Source organism: Novosphingobium sp. B-7 (genome assembly GCF_000410615.1).
Lineage (GTDB): Bacteria > Pseudomonadota > Alphaproteobacteria > Sphingomonadales > Sphingomonadaceae > Novosphingobium > Novosphingobium capsulatum.
This window is the reverse complement of the sequence record NZ_KE148485.1, coordinates 1-6,962: the sequence shown is the minus strand read 5'-3', so window position 1 is coordinate 6,962 and position 6,962 is coordinate 1. Positions and strand designations below refer to the sequence as shown.

General features: G+C 60.6%; 6 protein-coding genes. 5 read left to right on the top strand and 1 reads right to left on the bottom strand.

The window, feature by feature from the left end; translation table 11 throughout:
* The first annotated feature begins 503 nt into the window (after positions 1-503).
* The 5 genes from H926_RS0121140 to H926_RS0121120 all read left to right on the top strand — a co-directional run bounded on the left by H926_RS0121140 (position 504) and on the right by H926_RS0121120 (position 6,072).
* Entirely contained in the window at positions 504-713 is a 210-nt protein-coding gene (locus H926_RS0121140) for an AlpA family transcriptional regulator (RefSeq protein WP_022678031.1), read from the top strand.
* 506 nt (positions 714-1,219) lie between these two features.
* Positions 1,220-2,134, top strand: coding sequence for a hypothetical protein (locus H926_RS0121135; protein ID WP_022678030.1), 915 nt, complete (start codon positions 1,220-1,222; stop codon positions 2,132-2,134).
* Entirely contained in the window at positions 2,131-4,008 is a 1,878-nt protein-coding gene (locus tag H926_RS0121130; RefSeq protein WP_022678029.1) for a hypothetical protein, read from the top strand. Before H926_RS0121135 ends, H926_RS0121130 begins: the two co-directional genes overlap by 4 nt.
* Complete coding sequence (locus tag H926_RS31215) at positions 3,992-4,948, top strand: hypothetical protein (RefSeq protein WP_022678028.1); 957 nt, start codon at positions 3,992-3,994, stop codon at positions 4,946-4,948. Before H926_RS0121130 ends, H926_RS31215 begins: the two co-directional genes overlap by 17 nt.
* A complete protein-coding gene (locus H926_RS0121120) occupies positions 4,948-6,072 on the top strand; it encodes an N-6 DNA methylase (protein WP_022678027.1) in 1,125 nt (374 codons plus the stop codon). The genes H926_RS31215 and H926_RS0121120 overlap by 1 nt, the downstream gene beginning before the upstream one ends.
* Before the next feature lie 226 nt (positions 6,073-6,298).
* Here H926_RS0121120 and H926_RS29605 read toward each other — a convergent pair.
* Positions 6,299-6,962: site-specific integrase (locus tag H926_RS29605; protein WP_022678026.1), on the bottom strand; the 664-nt coding region annotated here is incomplete at its 5' end.

The window sequence follows — 6,962 nt, the reverse complement described above, 5'->3', positions numbered from 1 at the left end:
CGCATCAGGCGGCGGGGTGCATCCGAAGGAGCGCAACAGCGTGGAGCACCCGGACCCGCGCAGCGGGCCGGGTTGCACCCCGTCGCGGCGGGGCTAGAGGGCCGTGACGCCCCCCCGTCACCTCGGAGCCGAGGCAGACGCCGCCGCGCCCAAGAAGCGCGGCGACAACCGGAGGGGAGCCGAAGGCGGACCGACAGGGCCGGTCAACATGGCCGGGCCAGGTGTCAGCGATCGCACCGGCTATGCCGACGAGACGGCGCAGCCGGCTCGGCTGGAGCGCAGCGGAAGGAGAGCGCGGTCAGGCCGAGACGGCCTGAGACACAATCTGCACGACCCTCAAAATTTCCTTTTCGCACCGTGGGGTAGGATCGGACATCCTGGGGTCAACTGGCGTAAAATCAGCGCATTGGCACCGATTTCGGCACTCTTGACGCCGACCGCAGACCAGCAAATCTCATGAGGAGGGAGCAAGACAACCAACCACAGCACAGGAAGACCACGCCATGACCGAACAGTTCCCGGACCGCATTCTGCGCCTCAACGCCGTCCTCGATTGCACCGGCCTGACCCGCGCCACTCTCTACCGGAACATCCAGGCAGGCACGTTTCCCAAGCAGGTGCGCATTGCCACGCGCTGTACCGGCTGGCGCGAATCCGCCATCCGCGAATGGATGCGCAATCCCATGTTCTATCGAGTAGACGAGGTCCGATAGCAGTGCCGCCCCATTTCGAAGTGCTGCACGGATACGCTCCGATCCTATATAAAAGGCAGTCTACCGAGAGTGCCGAGGATTGGGACAAAGCGGCCGATCCGGCTGGGCAGCTCGAACGACCGATCCTCCCAGAAAGCGAGTTTCGCCAGCGTAGCCTCTCGCATTTCTGGAGAGAGAGAGGAGTCTAGCCGATTGCGCGCTGGCAGTTTTCGGAAAGAGTCTTGCGGTTCGCTGCCCCTCGTTAAGTTCCTAGCCGGCGCGTCGTATACCGACGGCTCAACCGCCGCATCTGGCCGAAGCGCCGTGGTACGGCACGGAAATAGAGCGACGATGCCCGCGCCAAGGGGTAGCCGCCCCACGGTTGAGGAACGTACTCACAGCGGTGATGGCACCGACTATCCATCGTGGATTTGCGTCTTCAATGGCCTCAGCCCCCATGACGTCGAAACGGAGTCGCTAAAAAATCTTGGCTGTTCCGCGTTCGATTTTGCGCTACGTCAAGCGTGATGACATCAGAAGCGTTTCCCGACGAATCCAACGTGCTCGAAGCCTGCGGTCGCCTCGTCGATTTTGGCGCCTGGGATCAGACCAAGATCGATCCCGAAGGCTGGCTCGGCAATTTCTCCGCTGCCGAACGTCCGTTCGCGCTGGTTCTGCTGAGTAGATTCACATTTCTCGCCGACCATTTGGTCGACCAACTGTTTCGATCCGCTTTCCAGAATCTGTCGACGATGCTGCTCGAGGACTGGCCGCCTTTGTCCGATGCTATTGATCGATGGCGAGCCTTTTGCGATGAGGCACTGATCACCATTGTCCAAGGGGAGGACCCGAACCCATCCGACAGTGGCTGGCTATTCGCGCGGAAGGCACGCCAAGCGATCGGCATAGATCAGAAGCAGTTGTTCGAGCCACGCGACGTGATCGCGAAGCTAGCCGGCGGATTTTCCGGTCCCGTCGTATTCGTCGATGACTTCGTCGGCTCCGGCGAGCAATTTCTCGCCACTTGGCACCGCCTGTACGAGCACGGCAGCGGAAAGGCCTCTTTCAAGACGCTCGCGGACTCCTCGTCCGCATCTTTCTTCTACTGTAACGCCATGACGACGGAATATGGGCGCAAGCGGATCCATCGGCACGTCCCTGGCGTCCAGATTTCGGCCGGCAACGTGATCCCCGAGCGATATTCTCTCGCCGACCCGGCGTCGCTGTTGTGGCCCGAGATGATTAGGGATGATGGCATCGCCCTAGTCGAGGCCGTCGGCCGACGGCTTGGATATGATGCAGACGATGGTGGGGAGGACGATTGGCGGGGCTTCCACAAGCTGGGCTTAGGTCTCGCCTTCCAGCATTCGGTTCCGGATGCGAACCTGCCGATCTTTTTCACTGAAAAGAATGGCTGGAAGCCATTGGTGCGTCGGCTATGACGCAGGCACCCGCCTTTGACGACGATGCGTCGATCACTGACCCTTTCGGCATCTATCGTGCGGAATGGTTGAAGGATGCTCTCTTCAAGCTGTTCACCAAGCCGACTTATTATCCTGAACTTGAAACACCCCGGCCGTGCGTTCTTGTCGGTGGTCGCGGGACGGGCAAGACAACGGTCTTGCGATGCTTGTCCTATGAGGGCCGCTTCGAGCTTGACAAGCATGACACCGCGAACATCAACGATTGGCCCTATTACGGCTTCTATTATCGGGTGAACACCAATCGCGTCACTGCCTTCCGTGGCGACGAACTTTCCGACCGCCAATGGGAACGGGTATTTGCCCACTATATCAATATGGTCTTTTGCGGCCAGGTCGTCGAATTCCTCAACTGGCACAGCAAAACAGCGCCGCAGGGAGCGTCGCTTCCAGCATCGGTGTGCCAGGACGTCGCCGATGCGCTTTATCTAGACCCGGCGGACGACCAGGCCGCACTGCTGACTAACATTCACCGCGGTCGGCGGCGTTTCGAGGCGTTTCTCAACAATCTCGATGCGGGCGCATTGCCGCCTCTCTCCCTCCAGGGTCAGGCAATCGATGACCTGTGCCAGGCGGTCCTCGATATGCCGGAGTTCTTGGGCAAGAACCTTTTTTTCATCGTCGACGAGTTTGAGAATTTACTTGACTATCAGCAGGTAGTTTTCAACACACTGATCAAGCATTGCGGCCCGCATTATACATTCAAGATCGGCGTGCGCGATCTCGGCTGGCGCCGACGCAGTACCCTGAACGAAAATGAGCAACTCGTCAGTCCCGCCGACTATGAACGGATCGACATCGAGCAACGGCTCCAAGGCGAACAATTCGTCAATTTCGCCGCCGACGTCTGTAATTTGCGGGCGCAGGTTTCGAAAGACTTCCCCTCCGGTCTCGACATCGCGCGCATCCTACCGGCTTTGTCCGCAGAAGAGGAAGCCGATCTGTTGGGAGTGAAGGAGCATGCTGCGCGCATCCTCCGCCACATCGAAGTTGAATGCCCCCAGTGGACTGAAGAGGCGACCGCCATGGCGCCGCTGGATCTGTCGCTCGTCGATTTCTGGGCAAGATCGCAGCAATCGAGCGTGGCGGCGGTTTTCGAGGAGCGCCGGCGCGAACCCAAGAGCTGGGACGACCGACTCGGCAATTACAAATTCGCCGTCCTCTTCACGTTGCGCCGCCGCAAACCCGGCATCCGGAAGTATTATGCCGGCTGGCGAACTTATACGCTCATGGCGGGCGGCAACATCCGATACCTGCTAGAACTCGTCGGTCAGGCGCTTCTCCTGCAAAAGCGAGATGAGCGCAGCACGCCTGGTGAGCCTGTGCGCCCCGAACTGCAGACGCAGGCGGCCACTCAGGTCGGACGCAAGAACCTCTCGGAATTGGAGGGGCTTTCCGTCCACGGCGCCCAGCTAACCAAGCTGCTACTCGGCCTCGGGAGAATCTTCGAGGTACTGGCAAGCGAACCGGAAGGACATACGCCCGAGGTCACGCAGTTCACCTTGCCCGAAGATGCCCCGCTGGGCGACGCGGAGAAGCTCCTTTCGGCCGCCGTCATGCACCTCGCGCTTGTACGAAGCGTCGCGAACAAGAGGACCGACCTGGATCTCAAGGGCTACGACTATTCGGTCCACCCGATCTATTCGGCATTTTTCGTGTTCAGCTATCGGCGCAAGCGGAAGCTCCGTCTTACCCCCAACCAGTTGATGGCGCTCGTCCGGGAGCCCAAGACGGGGATCCGCCAGATCCTGCGTCAGAATAATCGGGGCGATGAGGATTATCCTCTTCCCGACCAGCTGCGGCTATTCGAAGGCTACTATGAAGCCGATCAGTGAGCGTCCGCTGTTCACCCGGGATTTCGAGGATCCGTCGCGCTTCCAGCCGACGGTCGGCTCGAGCTACCTTTACGGGGTGACATCGGAACCGCGTAGCGAATTCGCGCTATCTCTGTTGAAGCGGTCGTCGGGCGTACGCTTCGTCGAGATCAGGGACGGAGATGCCGGAGCATTTGAGACAAACCTCCCTGGCTTCGAACGGGTGCCGACCCGGAGGCGCGCGCCTTTGCAGGATTTCGTCGCGTCGCTGGGAAGTGGCACGATTTACCTCGACATCACCGGCCTTGGCCATGCCACATGGGCGCCATTGGTCAGGATCTGCCTCGAGGCTGGCCAACCGTTTCGGGTGATCTACCTCGAACCCGATACCTACAGTGAGTCGCCGGCACCGGATGCGGGCCAGATATTCGATCTGAGCGAGCGGATCGACGGAATTGCGCCGATACCGTTATTCGCGTCGTTGGAAGACCGGGCCGAGGAAGACATATGCTTTGTGCCGCTGCTCGGCTTCGAGGGCGTGCGCCTGTCGCACATGTTGAACGAGGTCCAGCCGCTGGCGAAGAAAATCTACCCGATCATAGGCGTGCCCGGTTTTCGGCCTCATTATCCACTGGACGCCTATCTCGGGAATGCAACGCCGCTCGAAAAATATAAGGCCACCAGAAATCTCCGTTTCGCGCGGTCTAACTGCCCATTCAGCTTATTCTATGCGCTTGAAGAGATCCACAATCGGCACCCATCGCAGCAGCTCAAGGTCGGCCTGATCGGCACCAAGCCGCATGCGCTGGGCGCGATCCTGTTCGCGATCGCGCACGGCGATGAGGTCGAGATCGTCTACGACAATGTGAAACGTAAAGTCGGCCGGACCGCCGGCACCGCACGCTGCCTGGTCTATGGCGTATCCGACTTCCTCTCCCCCTCGCGACCGGCGGCGGCCTGATGGACGCCATCTATACACCGCCCGATCTCGCCAAATTCCTTGCCGAGGCATCCACGCTGGCATCGCCCCGATCGATTGCCGATTTTGCGGCCGGGGATGGTGCCCTGTTGAGGGCAGCTGCCGCGCGGTGGCCGGGAGCGAAGCTGTTCGGCTCCGATATCGATGAACAAGCGGTCGCGTCAATCGAAGCGCTGCTGCCGGGATGCGACACGATGATTGTCGACTTCTTGGCGGATGCTTCAGACCGCCTGCTGGCAGACCGCCTATTTGACTTGATATTGCTCAACCCGCCATTCTCCGGCCGCGGCAATAAGCGATATTGTGCCGAAATCGAGGGTGTCGATCACAAGGCGAGCAAGGCTTTAGCGTTTGCTGCTCGGGCGCTCGCACATCTGGCGCCAGGGGGTGAAGTTATCGCCATCCTGCCGGCTTCCGTGCTCACCAGCGAGCGAGACGCGGACTTGCGAACTGCGATGCGGGCATGGGGCCATATCGAACAGATCGGGGATGTGTGGCGGACTGCCTTCAAGTCTCATGCCGTCGCTGTGACGGTCTTGCGCATCACGCGCGCAAAGCCAAAGCGAAAGACTATAGGTACGCCGTCCCTGGTATCGTTGCGCCCTTTCGCCGTCGAGATGACGCGAGGATCACTCTCCGTGCATGAGCAGGTGGCAACCGACACTGGCCCGCGCTTCATCCATACAACCGACCTCCAACGCAATTGCCTCTTACCGTCTGACCGGCGTGTCTCCTCTGCGCATCGTACGATCAGCGGCCCCGCAGTCCTGATTCCGCGCGTTGGGCGACCGAGCAGCGACAAGATCGTGCTTCTCGCATCCGGCGAAGCCGTTCTATCGGATTGTGTGATCGCGCTTCAGACCAGTCCAGTAGGCTCTGAGCAGGCACTGGCCAATCTCCTCGTCGAGAATTGGGAAAGCTTGAAGACAGCCTACGGCGGGAGCTGGGCACCCTACACGACCTTGAAGCGCTTGACCGAGGCCCTCCTTCGATTCGGAATCGCCAGTTCGGTTCGACGCGGAGAGCGGCAACCGGCGCGAGCGAAGGTCGGGCTGGTCGAATCACTTTCGATCGGCCAAGTTGCAAAACAGCGCTCCGCCGGCTGACGGCGCTGGCCGTGGTCGATCAGGCGCGATGTGCTCCTGCCCGGAAAATGGTCGATCGCTCTGCCGAATCACCGGGAATGAACGGCAATTTTCGAGTGTACAGTCAGACCTTTGGCACGGCTGCTTTCGCGGCGTCGTCTCCATCCCTGCGCAAACGCCGGGCGGAACCGCCATCCCCTTCGGCATTATTGGGTGCAATGATCCACAGTTTGTCAGCAGGCCAATGTCAGGCTGTTTGAGCCAGCTCGGGAACCTGACGGTGAGATATCTCACGAATCGGCTTCAAGCAGCCGAACACATGATCGGCCCAATCCTGGAGCATGCGCCGGCGCGGCGACATATAGAGCGCGCTGTTATACGCGCTGCGGACGTCGTCGCGGTCGACGTGGGCGAGTGCCATCTCGATCCAATCAGCACGATAACACTCGGCCTCGTTGGCCCATGTGGAGGCCAGACCGCGGAAGCCATGGACTGTCTGTCGGCCGCGATATCCCATGCGGTAGCAACCATAGATCATGGTGTTCTGAGAAATGGGCTGGCCTAGCTTGTCACCGCCGAAGACGTAATCACCTGTCGAATAGGCCCTGACGGCTTCGAGCAACGACACGACCTGGCGCGACAGCGGCACAAGGTGCTCGCGTTCCATCTTCATCCGCGCCGCGGGCACGCGCCACAGCGGCTCCGGCCCATCGAGTTGCTCGAACTCATCCCAGCGCGCAAGGCGAGTCTCGTTGGTCCGTGCCCAGGTCAGCAGCGTGAACAGCAACGCCGCACGGGTTACGGCGCGACGGCGCGGATTCTCCTCGCCGTCATAGCTGTCGATTGCCCGCACCAGCGCAGGCAGCTGCTGCAAACCCACCCGTGCCATGTGCCGCACGCGCGGCTTCGGC

Bases quoted from the DNA above. Each gene is read 5' to 3' on its own strand.
- H926_RS0121140 (WP_022678031.1), top strand. From the start codon at position 504: ATGACCGAACAGTTCCCGGACCGCATTCTGCGCCTCAACGCCGTCCTC.
- H926_RS0121135 (WP_022678030.1), top strand. From the start codon at position 1,220: ATGACATCAGAAGCGTTTCCCGACGAATCCAACGTGCTCGAAGCCTGC.
- H926_RS0121130 (WP_022678029.1), top strand. From the start codon at position 2,131: ATGACGCAGGCACCCGCCTTTGACGACGATGCGTCGATCACTGACCCT.
- H926_RS31215 (WP_022678028.1), top strand. From the start codon at position 3,992: ATGAAGCCGATCAGTGAGCGTCCGCTGTTCACCCGGGATTTCGAGGAT.
- H926_RS0121120 (WP_022678027.1), top strand. From the start codon at position 4,948: ATGGACGCCATCTATACACCGCCCGATCTCGCCAAATTCCTTGCCGAG.